Below are 19,790 nucleotides of genomic sequence, written 5' to 3'. Positions count from 1 at the left end.
TTTTCATCTTGGAGGGACTAAGACTTAATGATCTTAACTCCTTCATGGTATTATTAATCGACTACAGGCATCACACCAACTCCCCAGTTCTTATTCGGTTCAGGGCCCATTTCCAGGACAAGACTGCCGCCTTTCAGCAAATCTGAGGCTTCAAACCAGAAATTCTGCAATGGTTTTCCGTTCAAGGTAGCTTTTTGTACGTACACATTCTTCCTTGAAGTGTTCTTTGCCTCTATCGTAAAGGTATTTCCTCTTCCGTATTTTTCGCCGAGGTTAATGACCGCTTTTTCGAATATCGGACTGGCAATTTCATATACCGGGTTCACACGGCATCCTCCGTCTGTCTGGAACAAGCCCAAAGCATTCATCACAAACCAGGCACTCATCTGCCCCTGGTCCTCATCACCCAGGTAGGCATTAGACACCCCGTGACCATAGTAGCGGTTCACAATCGCCCGGCTCCATTTCTGGGTCAGCCAGGGCTTTTTCACCCAGTTAAACAAGGCCGCAAAGTGCATCGACTGCTGGTTGCCCTGCACCACCGGGTAGTCCCAGTACTGGTCGTTCGGGCCGTTGAAACGCCATTTATTGCTTTCTTCAAAACCCCATTCCAAACGGTCTGTAAACGTCTTTTCTCCGATTTGCTGAGCCAGGCCTGTTACGTCCTGCGGCACAAAATAGGTCAGCTGCCAGGCATTTCCTTCTACATAATGGTGATTAGCTCCTGATTTGAAAGGATCGAAATCGGCCAGCCAGTTGCCTTTGGCATCTTTCATCCTGGCGTAGCCTGTTTGCGTATCAATGGCGTTTTTCCACCAGGTGCCGCGGTCTTTAAACTCTTCATAGACTTTGGTCTTGCCTAATGACTTGGCGAACTGAGAAACCGTCCAGTCATCATAACTGTATTCCAGTGAGTTGGAGAATCTCCCTTCATCATACGGCACATATTTGTGCTTCAGGTAAGTTACCAGGTCACGATTACCGGCCAGTCCTCCCCCCACGCTGGCGGGAGGCGTGGTCTGCATTTTATGTACAGCCTCAAAGGCTTTATTGACATCATAATCACGGATACCCATCTGGTAAGCGGCCACCACCAGTGGAATTTCATGCTCGGCCACCATCACCGGGATGTACTCCATCCCCGCCGGGCCTTTGGCCAGCCAGCCGCCTGTGTCATACATGGCGAGTTGTGATTTCACCCATTTGGATGACCATTCGGGCGTGATCAGGTTCCAGAACTGGTTGAGGTTCCAGAAGGTGTTCCAGAAAGCATCACAGCCCAAGGCCACATCATTAGGATTGCTGAATTTCCTGACCGTTTCACCGGCGTCGACCCAGCTTCCGTCCACATCACTGAAGATGTTGCGACTGGCGAGTGAGCGGTACATATTGCTGTAAAATCGTTCTTTCTCTCTTTTGTCCTGGCTTGTGATGCTGACACGTCCCAGCAATTCATCCCAGACAGCTTTCTGGTTGTTCCTGACCCTCTCAAAACTCCAGCCGAAAGGATCACTGATTTCTGTTTTGAGGTTAAGGGCTGCGTTTTCAATGCTGACATAAGAAATACCCGTCCGCACCTGCACAGCCTTTTTGACTTTGGTGTCAAACTCTACATACATACCTGCTTTTTCAGCGTTTTCGGCAGTCAGGTTTTCATTTGGGGTGACTTTGTCGTTAAGCCAGACCCCGAAGTTTTTGATCGGCTGGTCAAACTCCATCACAAAATGCACCTTGTATTCCTGGTTGGCATCTTTCGACCAGACATTTTCAGACAACTGGTCGCTATAACCCTCAATGCGGTAGTCACTTACTTTTTTAATTTGTGTGGATCTGATTTTATAGCGGTATTCCGTCGGCACCTTCAGATCTACCATGATCCGGCCAACATCTGAGGCCCGGTAAGTATATTTCTGAAACGACGCCCTGGTGGTCGAAGTCAGCTCTGCCGTCACTTTATAATCCGTCAGGTCCACTTTGTAATACCCGAGCGGGGCTTCTTCTGTAGCTTTATTGAACCGTGAGCGATAGCCGCTTTCCGGGTCACGCTGGTCACCCACCGAAGTTTTCTTCAGCGGCCCCGTTACCGGGAATGTACCCAGCCCGGTCATTGTCCACTCATGAATGTGGCTGAATGTGCCGATCGATTCAAAAGTCGGGTCATAACCTGCCTGCCAGCCGCTGTTCTGGTTGTCAGGACTCAGTTTCACCATCCCGAACGGCATCCAGGGTCCCGGAGCGATCATCCACCTGGAATGGCCCGCCCCTGTCATCGTATTCACATATCCGGAGGGCGTAATCAGGGCTTTTTTCGTCCTGTTCACCTTTCCCTGTTTCACTATAATCCCGTTCACCAGCACCTGGTACTGACTGCTTTTCAACTGATTTACCGCAGGCATCGGGGCTTCCAGCACATATTCATCCTGCTCGACGTCCTGTTTCAGGATGCTTTGTCCGTCCAGTTTTATTTCCAGCACCGGGGTGCCTTTCAGGTGGACGACGTCAATCAGCAACGGCTGATAATTTTTCCCGTTAATCGAGGTCTGATAATCCGCCGGATAGATGTCTTTGATGTGGACATCACCAGCATTGGCCAGTTTCACCTGTGCCGGGCCTTCGAGTTTGAGCTGATCAAAAACCAGCCACCCACCTTCAAGCGTCGTCAGGTTCACTTCGTTATGACCTGCTCTGATCAGTCCCGAGGGAATATCTATTTTTAACAGTTGTTCTTTAGCGTTTGACATTGCCCCTTCCGGATTCTTACCACTGCGGCCTTTTTCCAGTCTGAACTTCCAGGACTGTCCGTTGATGGTGATTTTCAGCAATGGGGCAGCCGCAGAATCTGTTTCGAGGATATCTGTCACAAAAGTCCACTTGCCCAACGCCGGTTTGACAGCCAGGTCAAAAAATATATTCAGGAAATGCGACCTGATGCCGGCCGTATTCCCGGTACCTCCCCAGCCGTTGACAGGGCCGGGCAGTATATAAGGCCATTCTTTCTGTGCATCGGAGTGTCCGATCAGGAAATAGCGGTCTTCAAATCCAAAATCATGTTCTACAAAACGCTTATAATCATTAGGTGCCAGGGCCGTTCCCCGGGCAGACTGGTCGTTTTTCCCTATTTCCCAGATGGTTTGTTGGGAGAATCCGTCCAGGCAAATGATCGTCAAAAAATATAAAATACAAAATCTCATTTCAGCCGTTTTAATTTAAGGTTTCGGGATTTGGATTATGCTCAAAAGTTAAGCATAAAAGCAATGGCAAGATAATATGTTTAAATGTATGAACATATAAAATAATGAAAAAAATATTATCGTGTGGCTTTAATATCGGGAGTACTTGAAAATAATGTTTGTTGACGTTAAGTCCTTACCGGAGGCGTCAGATCTTACCCTGATATGATGGGCTTGATAAAGAAATGAGAAACCGGACCGCCTTTTGAGGGGCGGCCGGTTTGACTCACGATTCTACTCTCAATTAAACCCAAGATTTTGCTTAAGATTTCTATTGTTGTCGATCTCACGTTTCGGTATCGGGAAAAGCAGGTTTTTCTCGCTGAACGTCTTTCCGTAGACTGTTTTGTGCCCCACGAAATTATCCCACTGCTTCGTCACGTCGTTTCTGACTTTGCGGGTACGCAGCATATCAAAAAACATCTTGCCTTCAAAACACAACTCAAAGTAACGCTCAGCCCAGACAGCCTGCTCAAAAGCCGCAGACGTGGTAGCCGTTACAGCCGGTAACTTAGCCCTGCTTCTGATGTCGTTGAGGGCCTTAAGTGCCTGTGCATTAGGTCCGTTTTCTGCTTTATTCGAAGCTTCGGCATAAAGCAACAGTACCTCAGCATACCTGTAGATCGTATAGTTAATGTTCGCTTTGGCATCTGAATCAATCGCCGCCTTATCAAACCATTTGTAGAGATAATATCCTCCCAGGTTCAGGCTGTCGCGACGCGGGTCTCCGGCAGGATAATCAGACGGGTGACCTTTATAAAACGTATAGAAAAACTGTTTTTCCTGCGTACGTTTGTCGCCTTTTTCATAGCTCTCGATAAACTCTTTTCTCGGCACCAATCCACCATATTCATCTGAGTATGAAGCTACTCCCCTCAATGTAGGCAGGGTTACGGGGGTCAGGGCATTGTGCCTGATGTCCTTTTCGTGCTGCACCTGGAAGATGAATTCTTTCTGATTGCGGTTGGCCGGTAAGATCATATCGGTGTACTCAGGAAACAAAGAGTAGCTACCGTTATCAATCACTTCTTTCGATCTTTTGGCAGATTCTGCATAAAACTGGTTGCCGGCCTGAATCGGAAAACCGGCATAAGTAAGATACACGTCAGCCAGCAAAGATTTAATCAGACCTTTAGACACCCTTCCGGCCACATCTCTCCAGGCCAGTGTCGACTTCTCAGCTTCCAGCAGGTCCGGGATAATGATCTCGTCATAAATTTCCTTGGCAGGAGAACGCGGCGTCTGCACCTGGTCAAGAGAGGTTACCAGGGTAGTCAGTTTCGGGATATCCCCGAACATTCTCACCAGCTGGAAATAATAAAGGGCTCTCAGGGTCTTGGCCTCCGCCACCATATTGGCACGTGTAGCTTCAGGCAGCGAGGATATCTCCCCTACTTTCTGAATGGCCAGGTTGGCCCTTGCAATACCTGTGTATAAGCCTGACCACCAGTTATCAATGTAAAACGCTCTTGAATCGTACTCCTGGTCGTAGAACTTGTAGGCTTCGCTCTGGGCGTTACCGTCCGCTTTTCCGGTCATGTATTCTACCAGCGAGGCGTTGTTTCCGCCCCAGCCTCCGCCACCGTTGTTCCAGGTAGTGATGGTAGAATAAACCCCGTCCACAAACGACCTGGCTATTTCAGGGCTCGACACCGTCGAAGAGGTCGTCAGTGAACCGGTCGGTTTCTCTGCGAGAAAGTCCTCGCAGGAAGTCAGTCCGACAGCAGCTGTCAAAAAAGTATAAAAAATGATGTTCTTCTTCATGATGTTTGAATGCTTAAAAAGTTACATTAAGACCAAGGTTAAAGGTACGCGGACGCGGATACTGGAAGAATTCCATGTTAGCCGCCAGTTGTTGTCCGTAAGTCAGGGCCTCAGGATCATATCCTGAATATTTCGAGATCAGGAAGAAGTTCTGTGCACTGGCATACAGCCTCACTCTCTGGTAGTTAAGCTTCGCGATCTTCGATGGTAAAGTGTAACCCAGCATCACGTTCTGGCCTCTGACAAACGAGCCGTCTTCCACCCACCAGTCATCCATGTGCGTATCCTGTCCTGCGTTGTAGTGACGGATCTCCGCAATAAAACTGTTCTGATTCGTTGGCGTCCAGGCCCCCAATACGGTCCTTGAGCTGCTGGCAATCGCCTGGCGGTCTTCTACCGAGTGCTTGGTGGCATTCACGGTGTTTACACCCATCACCAGCCTGATGTCAAACGTCAGATCGAAGTTTTTGTACTGGAAAGTGTTGCCCACGTTCAGGTTCCATTTCGGATAAGAACGGCCGATGATCGTTTCATCCTGTCCGTCAATCTTACCGTCATTGTTAAGGTCAGCCCATTTCAGGTCACCAGGCAATCGGTTATATTTGGCGGCGAGTTCTTCTTCATCCGTACCGAAAGTACCCAGACGTTTGTAACCCCACAGCGTACCGATGGCTTGTCCCACACGCAGGATGTTGGTCTGTCCCAGGAAGTTCGGGCCAGGGAAAATGTCGTCGTTGTTGATCCCCAGCTGCAATATTTTGTTTTTGTTGGCTGAGAAAGCGAAGTTGGTCGACCAGTTGAATACTTTACCGGTTATGTTCCTGGTATTCAGGCTGATTTCAATCCCTTTGTTCTCTACAGAACCAATGTTCTGCGTGATCGAACTCAAACCTGTAGACCACGGAATCGGTGCGTTCAGCAACAAATCTTTGGTAACTTTGTGGTAGAAATCAACCGAAAGATCGATCCTGTTTCTCAGGAATCCGACGTCAAGACCTAAGTCCAGCTGGTTGGTATATTCCCATCTCAAGTCAGGATTACCGAATGAATTCCTCCAGATACCTGTCTGACGGGCACCGCCCAGCAGCACGTCGCCTGTACCCAGGAACTGCTGCGAAGTATACTGACCGATCTCCTGGTTACCTGTTTTACCATAGCTCAGACGCAGTTTCAGGTTGTTGATCGCGGCAATATTCTTGATAAATTCTTCTTCACCAAGGTTCCAGGCCACGGCTGCAGAAGGGAAAAACGCATATTTGTTGTTTACCCCGAACTTCGAAGCACCGTCATATCTTCCGGTGAAAGTCACCAGGTATTTATCCTTGAAATTGTAGTTTACGCGGCCAAAGTAAGAGTTGAGAGACCACTGCTGATCACTGGATGACGGCTTCTGCAAGCTGGTTCCCACACCCAGGTTGTGCCATCCCCAGAAGTCATCGATAAAGTTCTGTGCCGACGCTCCGAACTGCTCCCAAGACCTTTCCTGCCAAGACAGACCGGCCAGTGCCGATACCGTATGATCACCGAAAGTTTTGTTATAATTCAGGTAGTTTTCAAACTGCCAGTAGAACTCTGTATTGGAAGAAATACTTGCCACCCCTTTCTGATCAGCCGACAGAGCGTTCAGGTCACGGCCTGAGTAGAAATTGTACTTTTCAAATTTCATCTCGTAGCTGTAATTGGTACGCAACGACAACTCCGGCGTAAACTTGATGTTGGAGTACAACTGCCCCAGTATCTGTGTCTTAGGGTTTGTCTGCATACGCTCTTCTGTAATTCTGACAGGGTTTTCGCCCCCTTCCATGCCCGGCCAGTCTTTGTTACGGCCCCAGCTTCCGTCCGGATATTTGATCGGAAGAATAGGAATAGCTTCCATAACCATGCGTGGCACGTTCAATCCTCCTGAACCTCCGTCAATCTCGTTGGTATTGGATTTATTGATGAACATGCTGCCACCCACTTTCAGCCATTTACTGACGTCATTGTCAAGGGTCAGCTTAACCGAATAACGCTGAAACGAAGAGTTACGCATCAGACCACCCTGGTTGGTATACCCTAACGAAAGACTATACACGCTCTTGTCTGTTCCGCCCCTGATGCCCAGTTCGTGGTTCTGAGCAGAAGTCGGACGGTAGATCTCCCTTTCCCAGTCGGTGCTGTACAAGGGTTTTCCACTGGCATCAAAAAGGTTAGGGAAGTTGGCCGGGTTGTTTTTGATGTACTTTCCGCTGGCCCATCCCTGCGGATCATATTTTTCTGCATTGGCATACGCCAGGTTATACACTTTCATGAATTCATCTGCTGTCAGAAGACCCAGACGCTTGGCCGGAGTGATGTACGATCCCCAGGCATCGTAGGTAATCTGGGCTTTGCCTGATTTCCCTCTTTTGGTGGTGATGATGATGACACCGTTGGCTCCCCTGGCCCCGTAGATGGCTGTCGCTGAAGCATCCTTCAACACTTCCAGTGACTCGATATCATTCGGATTCAGCAAATTGGGATTGCTGACACCGACGATCCCGTCAACCACATACAAAGGTTCAAGGCTTGAGTTGATAGAACCTACCCCTCTGATCCTGACCCTCGGCTGATAACCCGGAGCTGATGAATTGATCATCACGTCTACGCCCGGAATCCTTCCCTGAAGCGACTGGGCCACGTTAGAAGCCTGTCTGTCAAGGAGTTTATCTCCTTTGATGGCCCCTACTGAACCCGTCAGGTCACTTTTACGGACAGTACCGTAACCGATCACGACAACTTCTTCCATGCTGCGGCTGTCCACTTTAAGCGATATTTTAATGTCGGTCTGATTCCCCACCGTGATTTCCTGGGTCTCATAGCCTACAAAACTGATGACCAATACCGCCGCATCGTTTTTGACCGAAATATCAAAATTTCCGTCGGCATTGGTACTGGTACCTTGCGTAGTTCCCTTCACAAGGACGTTGACACCCGGCAGGGCCGAGCCATTGTCTGCATCTGTAATTTTACCCCTGACGGTCCTGTCGGCCGCGGCAAAACTAAAGAGGCTGCTGGTCAATAGTAAATTCAGCAACAACATTTTGATGCCGCCGCCGAACCTGTTAACAGGTTTTTGTACATTTTGTTTCATACATCATAAATGGGTTAGAAATTGATAATCAGATGATTTCATACAGTTTGAGGGTGTTTTGGTTGGTCTCATTCAAAATTCAGGTTTGGTTAAAAAAATAAATATATGTCCAAATGTTCATACATACTAATTCATGCAACTATTTTTTTCAGATTCAATTCACTAAATCTTACCAGCAACTAAAAAAAATCACATGATTAACCCCTAGCTATGTCAATAGCATAGGTAAAACGATCCGCTCTGTAATAACCTAAGTTGTACTCTATCAGGCGGTCACCAGGATCGCAAACTTTACGCTTTCTAAGCAAAATCGGATCTCCGACTTTGGTGTGTAAGATTCCGGCCAGTCCCTCATCGGCGATGGTTGCACAAATCTCTTCTTTCGAAATGGCCACCACCGTATGGTAGTCTCTTTCCAACATCTCGTAAAGAGGTTTCGAAAAATCCTCTTCACCGGTCAGTCCCACCCGCGGGTGAAAATAAGACACAAAATGCACAATCGGCCCGACATCCAGGCCTCTCAAACGTTCGAGTTTCAGTACTTTACTATGCAGGCTGATACCAAAAAGTTCTGAAACTTCCGGATCGGACAGTACCCACTCGGCTTTGATGGTGTAATTCTTAAAAGCCACACCTTTTTCATGCATTTCGAGGGTAAAGCTCGACCATTTATTCAACTTGGTGGTGATGTTGTTTTTCGCCACCTTCGTTCCTACACCTTTCTTTCTGATTAAAAGCTGTTCATATACCAGTTTGTTGATGGCCTGTCTGACGGTATTTCTTGATATCCCCAGTCTTTTGGCAATGTCCACTTCGTTGGGAAAAAGCTTACCATTCTGATATTCACTTTCGCTGATCAGGTGCCTTAGAATATTTTCAACCTGCACATGCAAAGGCAGCGGGCTCTCGTGATTAACGCTGAATATCTCCATCAATTCTTCTGTATGTTTATACATATGAACATTCAAATGTAAATAAAAATATTTATATCGGACAAATTATTTTTACACTTTTTCAGGAAAAAGTTATAAAAAGCTTTCAAAGGTATCCAAATCCTGTTTTAATCTTGCAATATTGGTCTATTTGTAAAAAAAACACAAATAAATCTGCGGATATTTCCTTATCTCCGGTTCGAAGGCCGGGCAGGTTCTTATGGCTCCGGATAAAGGAAAGATGAAATGTTTAAAATACCTCATCATATAAACCTTCTTCCTGCCATTCTCCTTTTCATCAGAATTCCCTATTTTTGAACCATGGAAAAGGCTCTCGTCGATCAAACATATCAACTCAAAAAATTCCCAGGCAAAGGTGGCTGGACTTATGCGGTCATTGATGAAATCAATGCAGACAAAACCGCTCCTTTCGGATGGCGGAGGGTCAGAGGCACCATTGACGGCTTCGAAATCAAGGCTTACCACCTTATGCCGATCGGCGACGGCAGGTTGTTTTTACCTGTAAAAGCCGAAATAAGGAAGAAAATCAAAAAAGAGGAGGGTGACCATGTGCATGTGATTTTGTACCGGGACAACCTCCCTACCGAAGTCCCGGAAGAACTCCTGTTCTGCCTCGAAGAAGAGCCGGAAGCCCTGAAAAACTTTGAAAGATGTACCGATTCAGAACGAAAAGCTTTTGTCGACTGGATTTACTCCGCCAAAAAAGAAGAAACCAAAGCCGAACGCATCCTCAAAATGCTCGACCAGCTCAAAAAAGGAAAAACCCTGTACGACCAGAAAATCTAAAAAAAACTCCGTTCTTCGTTCTGCATTCTTTTCTTCACAAATCTAAAGGACCTGACGGTCACGCCGGGCGGGCTTTTTCGTTCTCCTTCTAAACCCCATACAATTTACTCACCAGGCTCTTGTAAGTCTGCCCGACAGGTATCTTGTGCTGGTTGATGATGATCTGGTTGCCTTCTATCAACTTAATTTTACCGAGGGCCACGATGAACGATTTATGCACCCTCAGAAAGGCAGCAGGCGGAAGCAGTTCTTCGTAATAGGATATCTTCTCATGACTCAGGATCATCTCCTGCTCCAGGAACAACTTCGTGTAATTGCCGTAAGCCTCTATAAAAAGGATATCCTCAGAGGCCACCTGGTGATATTTCTTGTCCCCTTTCACAAAGAAACGCAGGTTTTCCTCCTTCCTCACCTCGCTTTGCTGACCCGGTTTCTGCGTGCCGATGGCCTTGTTGATGGCCTTCACCAGTCTTTCAAAGCTGAAAGGCTTCAGGAGATAATCCGCCACGTTGAGTTCATAACCTTCCAGGGCAAATTCCTTATAAGCCGTCGTCACAATCACCTTCGGCGGGTGACTCAGGGTTCTCAGAAAATCGAAGCCTTTCAGCTTGGGCATGTTGAGGTCCAGGAACATGAGGTCTACCGTCTGCTGATTCAGAAACTGCATGGCCTCCAGGGCGTTATAGCAGTTTTTTTTCAGCTGCAGATGCGGCAGCATGCTGCAAAACTCCTCTATGAGCTCATGAGCCAGCGGCTCGTCGTCTATGATGATGTAGGTGATCATAATATAGTGTCTAGGTCGTCTCCATCTTAATGGCCTTAACTCCCTAATGGTGATTTTCGTCTCGGTTTACCATTAAGTCAAAATTCCTTTTAAAATACCCTCAAACCCACCCTGTAAACCCCATCCCTCTCCTCCGTCTTCAGCTCATGCCGGGCCGGGTAGATGAGCGACAGGCGGCGTTTCAGGTTTTCGAGGCCTATGCCAGATTGTTCGGGGGGGTCGGCGGGGTCAAAATTATTTTCTATCGTGAAACTGATCTCCTTTTCAGTCCCCGTCAGGCTGATCTTTATCCAGGCCTTCTCCGTCAGCTTTTCCACGCCATGCTTGAAGGCATTCTCCAGCAAGATAATAAATAACAACGGTGCCACCATCACCCCGCTGCCGGTGTCGTGTGTAAATTCGATGTCGACGGTTTTATGGTGCCTGATTTTATGCAGGGATATGTAATTTTCCAGGTAAGCGATCTCTTCACTGAGCAGCACGCGGTCTTTCTGGCCTTCATAAATGGTGTACCGCATCATATCCGACAGCTTCAGGATCACCTCCGGGGCTTTGTCAGAGTGCCTGACGGTCAGCGAGTACAGATTGTTCAGCGTATTGAAAAAGAAATGAGGGTTCACCTGCGACTTCAGCATCGAAAGCTCCGCTTTGGCTTTTTCTTCTTTCAGGTTTTTCAGCCATTTCCATTGTTCGTAAATCCATAACAGTATCAGAACTGGGATCGGCACAAAGAACAGGACAAAGAAGATTTCCTTGTGTTTTTCATATACGTCACCTTGTCCGTAGAAGATCCTCGTCAACAGGAAATAACAGAAGGTAGCTGCATAAAACCCGAAGATAAAGCGGCGGTATTTCATAAAAAACTCCCTCATCAGGAGATAGAAAATCCCGAGCCAGAACACCAGCAAAGAAAACACCGAAACGGGATTGTCAGGAATCTTCATCTGAGAATCAAGGGCCAGCACCAGTACCATGAAAGCCATCAGCCCAGCCAGCCGGAGAATGAACACCTTATGCTCTTTCAAATACCCAAAATAGTGAATGGGCAATGAAATAATCCCCCACCAAACGATAAAACCCAGCACATTCTCCAGGTATTCGCTCGGGTCAATGAGGATTATTTTATAGTAAACCAATATTTCTCTCAGGATCAGCAAAATCACCAATCCGATCAAAAATGCCTTATATTTTTGTAATAACTTAATCATTGTTGTTTTATCAAATCATTTTCGGTCCTGGGCCACGAAGGCACGAAGACACAATTCTTTTACTTCGATTTATATCTCTCTCAAAAAGCAGCTTGCTGCTTAAAACACTTCTCCGGAACGACTAACCGCTAATAGCTTAAAGCTCCGTCCTCCCTTTTCCTTTCTCCCTTCAATCTCCAAAATTACTCCCCCCACACCCCCATACAACTAAGAATGACCAACACCCCAAAAACCCGCACCAACCCATCATTTTTCATATCCAATACGTTTCATGTCCGTTTTCATGGTTTTTATGTTCAAAACCAACCGGCTTGTCATTCTTATTATACAGACCCGAAGCCTCCTGCTAAGTTAGCCTAAAATTTGACAAGCATGAACATTCTGAAAATCGAAAACTTATCTAAAACTTATCCCAACGGGGTAAAAGCCCTCCATAATGTATCACTTACGCTCAAAAACGGCATGTTCGGCCTCCTGGGCTCCAACGGGGCGGGCAAGTCGTCCCTGATGCGGACCATCGCCACTTTACAGGAACCTACCTCAGGCAGCATCCATTTTAACGGCACAGACATTATCGCCGCCCCTGAAGTAATCCGCAGACAGTTGGGTTATTTGCCCCAGGAGTTCGGTGTTTATCCTAAAATATCCGCCCAAAGCCTACTCGACCACATCGCGGTCCTGAAGGGCATTTCCCATAAAAAAGAAAGAGAAGAACATGTGGCCTCCCTGCTCCGCCAGACCAACCTGTACGAACACCGTAAAAAAGCGGTTTATACGTTCTCGGGTGGCATGCGGCAGCGGTTCGGCATCGCCCAGGCCCTGCTCGGCAACCCGCAGCTGATTATTGTCGATGAACCTACTGCGGGTCTTGATCCCGAAGAACGCAACCGCTTCCTGAACCTCCTCAGCGAAATCGGCGAGAACATCATCGTCATCCTTTCCACCCACATTGTCGAAGACGTCTATGATTTATGTCCTGACATGGGCATCCTGGCCGAAGGACAACTCATTGCCCGGGGCAATCCCCTGGAACTGGTCCGCTCGCTCGAAAACAGGATCTGGAACAAAGCCATCCCGAAAGAAGCTTTACCTGAGTACCGCCAGCGTTTCCGCGTCATTTCCACCAAACTCGTGTCCGGCAAAACCCAGATCCATGTGCTGTCTGACGAACGACCTGAAACCGGGTTTGAGCTGGTGCAGCCTGACCTCGAAGACGTCTATTTTTCCACCCGTGCCCACGCCAAAACCCTCTGAGCCATGTTGATATCCTTATTAAAATTTGAAGTGAGTTACCAGCTCAGACAGCGTTCTTTTGTCCTTTTTTCTTTGCTATTCCTCTCGTTCGGGTACATGATCGGGGCACAGGGCTTTGCCCGGGAAGGCATCCTCCTCAATTCGCCCTTCCAGGTCGCTTACAATGCCGGGCTATTTACCCTCGGCTGTGTTTTTGTGATCATGTTTTTTACCGTCAGCGGGGTGCTGCGTGACAGCCAGTACCGCAGCGAGGCCCTGATTTACAGCACCGCCATCTCCAAAAGTCAGTTCTTCATCAGCCGTTTCCTGGGCGTATTCCTCTTCAGTCTGCTGGCTTTCAGTCCTGTTGTACTGGGGATTGCCCTGGCCCATACCCTCGCCCCGCTGGATCCTGAGCGGCTGGCCCCTTTGACCATGGCTCCTTATTTCATCGCCTGGGCCTTTCTGGTGCTGCCCAATGTCTTTATTTGTACTTGTGTTATTTTTGCGGTGAGCATGCTGAGCAAAAACCAGACCCTCACCTATCTCGGGGCTGTTCTGATCTATGTTTTGTACTGGGTTTGTGCCATTTTCCTGAACTCCCCCCTGCTGGCCAACGCCGTACCTGTGTCTCCCGAAAACCTGGTTTATGCCGCCCTCGCTGACCCTTTCGGACTGTCCGCCTTTTTTGAAAAAACACAATATTGGACCCCTTTTCAGAAAAACTCAGATTCCCTGACCTTATCGGGCTATTTCCTCTGGAACCGCGTGGTCTGGATCGGACTGGGTTTCGGACTGCTGGCGATTACTTATGGCCTGTTTTCTTTCCGGAAGCTGAATGAGAAGATTAAATCGCCGTCAAAATCGCCTTTTTTCTTCTGGAGACGTAAACGTTTCAACGACGGCCATGAAAACGACCAGGATACCATTTCGCTGCGATCCTATCGTCCGGTTCCTGTTCAATCAGGAGTAAATACCCAATGGCAATCGTTTTTTTCGCTTTTAAAAATAGAGTTGAACAGCGTTTTCAAGGGCTTACCCTTTATCGGAATCATGCTGTTCTGGCTCGTCATTACCATTTCTGAAATCTATTCTAAAATCTATGAGGGTGGAGACTACCACGACAGCCTTTACCCCGCCAACTATATCCTCATCAGGGAATTTACTTCCTCTTTGTGGCCTTTCAGCCTGATGCTGATCATTTTTTACAGTGGCGAGATCGTGTTCCGGGAAAGAACCATCCGCTTCAACGGCATCGGCGACGCCACCCCGGCTTCTAACCTGGTCTTGTTTTCGTCCAAATTCACAGCCCTGGCTTTCCTGCCGTTTTTCCTGATCTTATCAGGCCTTGTCTGTGTCCTGGGTTTTCAGCTGGCAGGCGGCTACTTCCGTTTTGAGCCGGGTCTTTATCTCTCTGTGTTCTATTATCATGGCATATCCATCCTATTTTATATTCTTCTGGCGATGTTTGTACAGACCCTGGCGGCCAACAAATACCTGGGCATGGGCATTACCCTGCTCCTAATCCTTTTGTTCGGTTCTTTCCTGACTCCAAGGTTGGGCATTGAACATCCTATGCTACGCCTCGGTCGTTTACCTGAGCCTTCTTATTCTGACATGGCGGGTTACAGTGGCGAAACCAGGGCCTTCCATCATTATGCCTCCTACTGGATGTCGCTGGGACTGCTTTTTGTGTTGCTCAGTTTCAGACTTTGGGAGAGAGGCACCGTACACAGCTTCATTTTCAGACTCAAAAGAGCCTTTACCCGTCTGCCTCAATGGCAAATGGCCGCCATGGTTTTATTGACTCTTGGTTTTATTTCATCTGCCGCCCTGATTTACTACCGGACCAACATCGAAGGCACTTACATGACCACGGCTCAGCAGCTCAATCAGCTGGAGCAGTATGAGCGGCAATACAAAAAATATGACTCGTTGGAGCGTCTGTATCCGCTTCAGATGAAAACCAAAGTGGACCTGTTTCCAGAAAAAAACGCCTTCGATATCCGGGCAGACCTGGTACTGATCAACAACAGCACCTTACCTGTAGCCGAAATGCTGATCACCGAAAGAGAAACCCTGGACCAACTGCAGCTCGGAAATTCCGAACTGATCAGCCATGATCCTGAACTCGGGGTTTACCTGTTCAGATTCAAACAAGCCGTTCAGCCCGGTCAGCAGGTGAAATTCAGCTACACACTTCACAAAACCATGAAGGGCTTCGAAACCAGCGAATCGGTGGTCGGCAACGGCAGCTACCTGAGTCATCGGGTCTTTGAACCAGTCCTGGGCTATCGCAGCGGATTGGAGATCAGCGACCGTTTTGAAAGAGAAAAAAGAAAACTGCCCGTGAGTCCAGAGGAGATAACGACAGACGAACACCTGGCCGACGAAACAGCGACAGGCGGTACCATAGATTTCGAGACCGTGGTATCAACCACCGCCGGTCAGACGGCCATCGCCCCGGGCGACCTCATCAAAACCAGGACCAAAGGCGACAGAGCATATTTCAACTACCGCTCCTCTCAGAAGATCTTACCGGTCATCGCTTATTTCTCAGGAAAGTATACGGTCAGAAAAGAAATGTACAAAGGCATCAGCATCGAGCAGTATTATCATCCGGGGCATGACTTTAACGTGGAAAACATCGCGGCCAGCACCCGGCAGACCCTCGATTATTGCATAGCACAGTTTGGGGCGTACCCTTTCAGACACCTGAGGATCGTCGAAGTGCCTGCCCACTGGAATTTCGGTGGGTTTGCCCATGCGGGTACCATCGCGATGGTGGAGAACCGACTGTACCTCACCGACCAGCGGAATCCGGAGGCTTTTGACCTGGTGGCCAAGCGGACCATCCATGAGGTAGCCCATCAGTGGTGGGGACATACGCTACAACCCCGCAACATCGCCGGGGCAAGTCTGATGATCGAAGGCTTTGCCAAATATACTGAAGCGGTAGTGATGGAGAAACACCACGGCCCCGCCAGCCTGTGGCAACTCGCCAATACTGCCAACCGGACTTACTTCTCCGGCCGCTCAGAATCCGCAGGCCAGGAACCACCCGTTTACCTGGTCGACGGACAGGGGTATATAGATTATGGTAAGGGATATATGTCGCTGATGGCCCTCCGTGATTTGATGGGCGAAGAAAAGCTGAACAACGTCATCAAAACCATCACCGACAGACACCGAGGTCAGTACCGTCAAACCCTGACTTCCCTGGAGTTCCTCGACGAAGTGTACAAAGTCACCCCACCCGCCCAACACGCCCTGATCAACGACTGGTTTAAGAAAGTGATCATTTACGACCTCTCCGTCAAAGACCCCAAAGTCACCCGACTCAAAGACGGCCGCTACGAAGTCAGCTTCACCCTCAAAGCCCAACGCCTTGAAACACAGAAGGATGGATCCGTGAAAGAGATTGGCATTGATGAGGATTTGATGATTGGGGTATTTCCTAAACATACTTCCAACTTACACAAGGGCGACAAGACTATGTATTTGCAGGCCCATCGTGTCACGCAGAAGGAGACCTTTATTAAGCTTATTTTGAAGGAGAAGCCTGGTTTTGTGGGGGTGGATGTTTTTGGAACACGAGTGGATGCAGATTTAAATGACAACGTGGCAGCGTTGAAGTAGGCCGATTCCATAGAAAGCTGTTTTTATCTACAAATGTCAAAGCCCCTGAATCCAGAGATTTTTTGGGTTTGGGGGTTTGGTTTTACGGACTTTTGCTAACCTATTTGGATTTTGAACCGTTAGAAATACGAAATAAGATTCTATTTTCTATTCATTTTTCGATATTCAGAATACAGAACAATACTTCCTAGAAAACAGATAGTTATAGTATTTATATTATTTAATAAGGTTGAATGCGAGGTAAGTTATATTTTTATCAGATTATTTTTATGAGTTTTTAGTTTATATGTGTATTTCTCCCTAATATTGCTATGCAATCATTACAGCTTTAGCAAAACTCAAATTTATCACATTAATATTTCTTACAAAATGAATACTATACAAGCGATTAAACCAGGCCCAAAACCCAATAAGCAAGACGGAACTCCTGACGAACGAAGACGAGTTACTCCAGAAACACAGCCAAAACATCCGAACTTAAGACCGCATAAACACGCACCTGGGGACTCTAAATAAACTTAATAGTTAACGAATACAGTTTATCTAGGTCCTTAGGACCAATTCGAACTTAGTTCTTCCAAGAGCTATAGAATGCTAGTGTTATGGTCATACCGGCGGCTGAACTAGAAAAATCAGTAATTTAACGACTGGCTAAATCAGAATTCCTATCTAATAAGATGAAAATAACTATAAAAAAACTAGTTGAATTTCGCAGAAAAAGTGATCCGTCGAAAATTACTTTCGTTCGAAACTTGTTGACAGACAAGGAAAAGTCAGAGGATAGCTCTGGAGGTGATTATTGGATTACCAGTTTAAGTTCAATTAATAATAGTTTCAAATCTGGCAATTCTGCCCTTTTGGATAATAAAATTGACGCTTTGCGAGAGAAGATCGAAATCTCGGAAATCAAAAGGATCAAAGATCAATTTCAACAAAACATCGAAATAATAACAAAATATAAAGATTTCGACATTGAAAATCTTAAACCAAATGCCGAATTGAAGTTTTTAAAAAGACCAAAGTCTCAAGAGATACTTAGAATAAAGAATTTCCAGATAGAAGCAAAACCATCCCATATTTTTTCCTTCTCAGAAGGGGATATTGAAGAAATAGGTGGGGTGTGGTTTATAGCCAAAAAAGGTGGGCTAAAAAAAAATGAACTGGGAATGTTTACAGAAATGCTTTATCGATATCTGTCAAAAAATTACTCAGAGAATTTCCATATCAACCCCAACTACTGCATTGCGGTCGACCTCTTTATTGGACACCGGGTGGATTTTGCGGAGATCGAAAACGGTAGTGTTCCAAGATTAATTGATGGAACTGTCGAAGAGATTAGAAAAATACAAAAAAAATAGTAGGTTTATAAGACAACAGCGTTTTAATTAGTTTGCTCCTAGAAGCTCTTCTGCAATGTATATAGATTATGGTAAGAGCTATACGATTATGCTTTCGCTGCGGGATTACGGGTGATTATATACCCCTTCATAAAAAGACGTCAAAGCGACCCATTTGAAAGACTGCCACCATGTGGCCACCGTCTTCATGAAAGATCAACGCGTTAAAAAATAGAAAGATGGCTCCACAAAAGAAATCGGGATAGATGAACCTTTGATGATCGGAGTATCTTCTAAACATCCTTCTGATTTAGCTAAGGAATATAAGGCTTTGTACTGGCAAGCCCACCGTGTCACGAGGAAGGAGACTTTTATTAAGCTTGTTTTGAACTAGTTTTGAAGGAAAAGCATGGATTTGTGGGGGCGGATGTTTCTGGGGGACGGTAGATGGGAATTTGTGGGGCAATATTAAAGCATTGAGAACTAATTGAATATTCCTTCGAAACCTATTATATATTTGGCTTATTTATTAACGAGTTATAGCTCATGTTGCTTAGCCTACAAAGTGAAACTTGTAATAAATAAAAAACTAGCCTTTTTATTTATTACAAGCCAAGTTGTCTGACGTACTTATTTAAAAATTAAATTTGTATCTGATAAGTTATATTTTTTTATTAGTATTGTATTATAGTCTGTAGCCCTGATTTACTAGTTGTTCATCACAAATTATAAATAGTCTTGTGCAGGAGTTCACAATGAGATAAAGTTTCATGTCTTATACGGATTGGTGACAAAAAAATAATAGAATTTTATGCTCGATCAATCTTTTTCTACAAAAAATTTTAAAGAAATATTCGATGGTGAAAATCGAAAAGGGAAAAATCTGGAAAAAAAATTTAACGGCGATTTTTTAGAATCAATTCGAGTCATTAACGATTTGAAGATCACTAGGAAAGACATTCTACGTACTACGGATTCGGATGAAAAGAAAGCTCTTTATAAGAGAAAAGGGGAACTAAAAAAATTAAGGGAGCTAAAAGTATTTGAAATACTAGATGCTAAAACAGAACGAATAAACAGTCATAAAGTTCTATTAAATTCTGGTAGTATTCATGGTAAGCAATGCTTTATTTTTGAAGAGAAAGTTGAAAATTTCTTCATTTCAAAAAAGATTCAAGACAATATTAATAAGACTTATGATGTAAAGCAATCCTCCCGTTACGCTATTTTAAGTAACCTTGTTAATATTTTAGAAGATAAATTTCCAAAATATGTTATACGAACAGATATCAAGGATTTCTACGAATCTATACCGCAAAAGAAACTTCTAAACAAAATTAATGATGATCATTTACTAAGTGTAAAATCAAAAGATTTCATTAATCAGATATTTGATAGCTACAATGTATTAACCAATCAGTCAAATGATGAATCGCCTAAAGGAGTTCCAAGAGGTATTGGAGTAAGTGCATACCTTTCTGAGTTATTCATGAGAAGAATAGATAATCAGATAAAAGAATTAAGAGATTTAGTTTTTTATGCACGTTATGTTGACGATATAATTGCAGTCTTTATACCTCGAAGTAAAAATAATGAATACTATAAGGAGTATCTGAAATCAATAAAAAAAATAATTAAAGAAAAGGCTGGTGATGATTTCATTATTAATGACAAAAAAACGAAAGAATATAATTTACTTAATGGCATAAATTATATCAAAATTGAAGAAAAATACTATTTAGAT

11 protein-coding genes are annotated in these 19,790 nt (G+C 45.6%); 5 read left to right on the top strand and 6 right to left on the bottom strand.

Translation table 11 applies throughout. The annotated features are described in order from the left end of the window. Positions 1-53 precede the first annotated feature (53 nt). From GVN16_RS25705 to GVN16_RS25690, 4 genes are all read right to left on the bottom strand, one after another. Complete coding sequence (locus tag GVN16_RS25705) at positions 54-3,191, bottom strand: GH92 family glycosyl hydrolase (RefSeq protein ID WP_166566849.1); 3,138 nt, start codon at positions 3,189-3,191, stop codon at positions 54-56. A 279-nt stretch (positions 3,192-3,470) separates the two neighbouring features. Then, positions 3,471-4,994, bottom strand: a complete 1,524-nt coding sequence (locus GVN16_RS25700) for a RagB/SusD family nutrient uptake outer membrane protein (RefSeq protein ID WP_166566848.1) — start codon at positions 4,992-4,994, stop codon at positions 3,471-3,473. Positions 4,995-5,007: 13 nt separating this feature from the next. Beyond that, positions 5,008-8,106, bottom strand: coding sequence for a TonB-dependent receptor (locus GVN16_RS25695; RefSeq protein ID WP_166566847.1), 3,099 nt, complete (start codon positions 8,104-8,106; stop codon positions 5,008-5,010). A 197-nt stretch (positions 8,107-8,303) separates the two neighbouring features. Beyond that, positions 8,304-9,062 (bottom strand): GntR family transcriptional regulator, encoded by a 759-nt coding sequence (locus GVN16_RS25690; RefSeq protein WP_229244372.1) that lies wholly within the window; start codon positions 9,060-9,062, stop codon positions 8,304-8,306. 297 nt (positions 9,063-9,359) lie between these two features. On the opposite strand from GVN16_RS25690, the gene GVN16_RS25685 reads away from it, so the two are divergent. Then, positions 9,360-9,845 (top strand): YdeI/OmpD-associated family protein, encoded by a 486-nt coding sequence (locus GVN16_RS25685; protein WP_166566846.1) that lies wholly within the window; start codon positions 9,360-9,362, stop codon positions 9,843-9,845. 88 nt (positions 9,846-9,933) lie between these two features. Here GVN16_RS25685 and GVN16_RS25680 read toward each other — a convergent pair whose 3' ends face one another. Continuing rightward, positions 9,934-10,629 carry a LytTR family DNA-binding domain-containing protein gene (locus GVN16_RS25680; RefSeq protein ID WP_166566845.1) on the bottom strand — a complete coding sequence of 232 codons (696 nt, stop codon included), beginning with the start codon at positions 10,627-10,629 and terminating at the stop codon, positions 9,934-9,936. Between the two features lie 89 nt (positions 10,630-10,718). Beyond that, the gene (locus tag GVN16_RS25675; RefSeq protein ID WP_166566844.1) at positions 10,719-11,837 is read right to left on the bottom strand and encodes a sensor histidine kinase; all 1,119 of its coding nucleotides are present in this window, start codon (positions 11,835-11,837) and stop codon (positions 10,719-10,721) included. Between the two features lie 372 nt (positions 11,838-12,209). Between GVN16_RS25675 and GVN16_RS25670 the strand changes: the two genes are divergently transcribed. The 4 genes from GVN16_RS25670 to drt3a all read left to right on the top strand — a co-directional run. Next, positions 12,210-13,091 carry an ABC transporter ATP-binding protein gene (locus GVN16_RS25670; RefSeq protein WP_166566843.1) on the top strand — a complete coding sequence of 294 codons (882 nt, stop codon included), beginning with the start codon at positions 12,210-12,212 and terminating at the stop codon, positions 13,089-13,091. 3 nt (positions 13,092-13,094) lie between these two features. Next, positions 13,095-16,709 (top strand): M1 family aminopeptidase, encoded by a 3,615-nt coding sequence (locus tag GVN16_RS25665; protein WP_166566842.1) that lies wholly within the window; start codon positions 13,095-13,097, stop codon positions 16,707-16,709. A gap of 677 nt (positions 16,710-17,386) precedes the next feature. Further along, complete coding sequence (locus tag GVN16_RS25660; RefSeq protein WP_166566841.1) at positions 17,387-18,067, top strand: hypothetical protein; 681 nt, start codon at positions 17,387-17,389, stop codon at positions 18,065-18,067. 790 nt (positions 18,068-18,857) lie between these two features. After that, positions 18,858-19,790: antiviral reverse transcriptase Drt3a (drt3a, locus tag GVN16_RS25655; protein ID WP_166566840.1), on the top strand; the 933-nt coding region annotated here is incomplete at its 3' end.

The sequence above is a fragment of the Emticicia sp. CRIBPO genome (assembly GCF_009905725.1).
GTDB lineage: Bacteria > Bacteroidota > Bacteroidia > Cytophagales > Spirosomataceae > Leadbetterella.
Note: the sequence above shows the minus strand (reverse complement) of the source record. Positions and strands in the feature narration are given on the sequence as shown.

Excerpts from the sequence above, each read along its gene's own strand:
- GVN16_RS25705 (WP_166566849.1), bottom strand. The coding sequence starts at position 3,191 with ATGAGATTTTGTATTTTATATTTTTTGACGATCATTTGCCTGGACGGA.
- GVN16_RS25700 (WP_166566848.1), bottom strand. The coding sequence starts at position 4,994 with ATGAAGAAGAACATCATTTTTTATACTTTTTTGACAGCTGCTGTCGGA.
- GVN16_RS25695 (WP_166566847.1), bottom strand. The coding sequence starts at position 8,106 with ATGAAACAAAATGTACAAAAACCTGTTAACAGGTTCGGCGGCGGCATC.
- GVN16_RS25690 (WP_229244372.1), bottom strand. The coding sequence starts at position 9,062 with ATGTATAAACATACAGAAGAATTGATGGAGATATTCAGCGTTAATCAC.
- GVN16_RS25685 (WP_166566846.1), top strand. The coding sequence starts at position 9,360 with ATGGAAAAGGCTCTCGTCGATCAAACATATCAACTCAAAAAATTCCCA.
- GVN16_RS25680 (WP_166566845.1), bottom strand. The coding sequence starts at position 10,629 with ATGATCACCTACATCATCATAGACGACGAGCCGCTGGCTCATGAGCTC.
- GVN16_RS25675 (WP_166566844.1), bottom strand. The coding sequence starts at position 11,837 with ATGATTAAGTTATTACAAAAATATAAGGCATTTTTGATCGGATTGGTG.
- GVN16_RS25670 (WP_166566843.1), top strand. The coding sequence starts at position 12,210 with ATGAACATTCTGAAAATCGAAAACTTATCTAAAACTTATCCCAACGGG.
- GVN16_RS25665 (WP_166566842.1), top strand. The coding sequence starts at position 13,095 with ATGTTGATATCCTTATTAAAATTTGAAGTGAGTTACCAGCTCAGACAG.
- GVN16_RS25660 (WP_166566841.1), top strand. The coding sequence starts at position 17,387 with ATGAAAATAACTATAAAAAAACTAGTTGAATTTCGCAGAAAAAGTGAT.